The organism is Zoogloea sp. LCSB751, assembly GCF_002028455.1.
Classification (GTDB): Bacteria; Pseudomonadota; Gammaproteobacteria; order Burkholderiales; family Rhodocyclaceae; genus Zoogloea.
Map to the genome: position 1 here is coordinate 1 of NZ_MWUM01000485.1, position 246 is coordinate 246.

Genomic DNA, 246 nt, shown 5'->3' on the forward strand with positions numbered 1-246 from the left:
GCGCCTATTTCAATATGGCAAGCGATAGCCGTGACCGTGCGGTTTTTGATTATTTACTTCCTGAGTTAGAAAAACGCGATCTGGCCTTTGTGCATATCGGTATTTTCGATGACAGTATGGAGTTTGATTACTTAGGCGGCTCTGCATCAAGTTATGTTCGTGCACACTATGGCAAAACGCTAGTGGGTGTGGGCAGTTATAGTGCACAGACGGCGAGCAAGGCCATTGCTGAGAATAAATTTGACT

Annotated in this window: 1 pseudogene; it reads left to right on the top strand. The window is 45.5% G+C overall.

What is annotated here, in order from left to right:
* Nucleotides 1-246 (top strand): annotated as a pseudogene (locus tag B4920_RS27405) (hypothetical protein); the annotation flags it as partial.